Origin of the sequence: Ancylobacter defluvii (assembly GCF_018390605.1) — a bacterium.
Taxonomy (GTDB): Bacteria; Pseudomonadota; Alphaproteobacteria; order Rhizobiales; family Xanthobacteraceae; genus Ancylobacter; species Ancylobacter defluvii.
Genome location: NZ_JAHBGD010000007.1, coordinates 1 through 1,082 on the forward strand (window position 1 = coordinate 1; position 1,082 = coordinate 1,082).

Genomic DNA, 1,082 nt, shown 5'->3' on the forward strand with positions numbered 1-1,082 from the left:
GCCATGTTGACCATGGCAAGACGTCCTTGACGGCTGCGATCACGAAGGTGCTGGCGGAGTCTGGCGGGGCGACGTTCACGGCGTATGACCAGATTGACAAGGCGCCGGAAGAGAAGGCGCGCGGGATCACGATCTCGACCGCGCATGTCGAGTACGAGACGACGAACCGCCACTACGCCCACGTCGACTGCCCCGGCCATGCGGATTATGTGAAGAACATGATCACCGGCGCGGCGCAGATGGACGGCGCGATCCTGGTGGTGTCGGCGGCGGACGGCCCGATGCCGCAGACCCGCGAGCACATCCTGCTGGCCCGCCAGGTCGGCGTGCCGGCGCTGGTGGTGTTCCTCAACAAGTGCGACATGGTCGACGACGAGGAACTGCTCGAGCTGGTGGAGCTCGAGGTGCGCGAGCTGCTGTCGAAGTACGACTTCCCGGGCGACGACATCCCGATCATCCGTGGCTCGGCGCTGGTGGCGCTGGAGAACGGCGACCCGAAGCTGGGCAAGGACGCGGTGCTGAAGCTGATGGAGGCGGTCGACGCCTACATCCCGCAGCCGGAGCGTCCGGTTGACCAGCCGTTCCTGATGCCGATCGAGGACGTGTTCTCGATCTCGGGCCGCGGCACGGTGGTGACCGGCCGTGTCGAGCGCGGCATCATCAAGGTGGGCGAGGAAGTCGAGATCGTCGGCATCCGCCCGACCACCAAGACGACGGTGACCGGCGTCGAGATGTTCCGCAAGCTGCTCGATCAGGGCCAGGCGGGCGACAATGTCGGCATCCTGGTTCGCGGCACCAAGCGCGAGGACGTCGAGCGCGGCCAGGTTGTGTGCAAGCCGGGTTCGGTGAAGCCGCACACCAAGTTCAAGGCCGAGGCGTACATCCTGACCAAGGAAGAGGGCGGCCGCCACACGCCGTTCTTCACCAACTACCGCCCGCAGTTCTACTTCCGCACCACGGACGTGACGGGCGTGGTGACGCTGCCGGAAGGCACGGAGATGGTGATGCCCGGCGACAACATCTCGGTCGACGTGCAGCTGATCGTGCCGATCGCGATGGAAGAGAAGCTCCGCTTCGCCATC

Annotated in this window: 1 protein-coding gene; it reads left to right on the forward strand. The window is 65.8% G+C overall.

Features of this window, described 5'->3' with window-relative positions; all coding sequences use genetic code 11:
- Window positions 1-1,082, forward strand: a 1,082-nt coding sequence (gene tuf, locus KHC24_RS06815) for an elongation factor Tu (RefSeq protein ID WP_213361472.1), incomplete at both ends; no start/stop codon positions are given.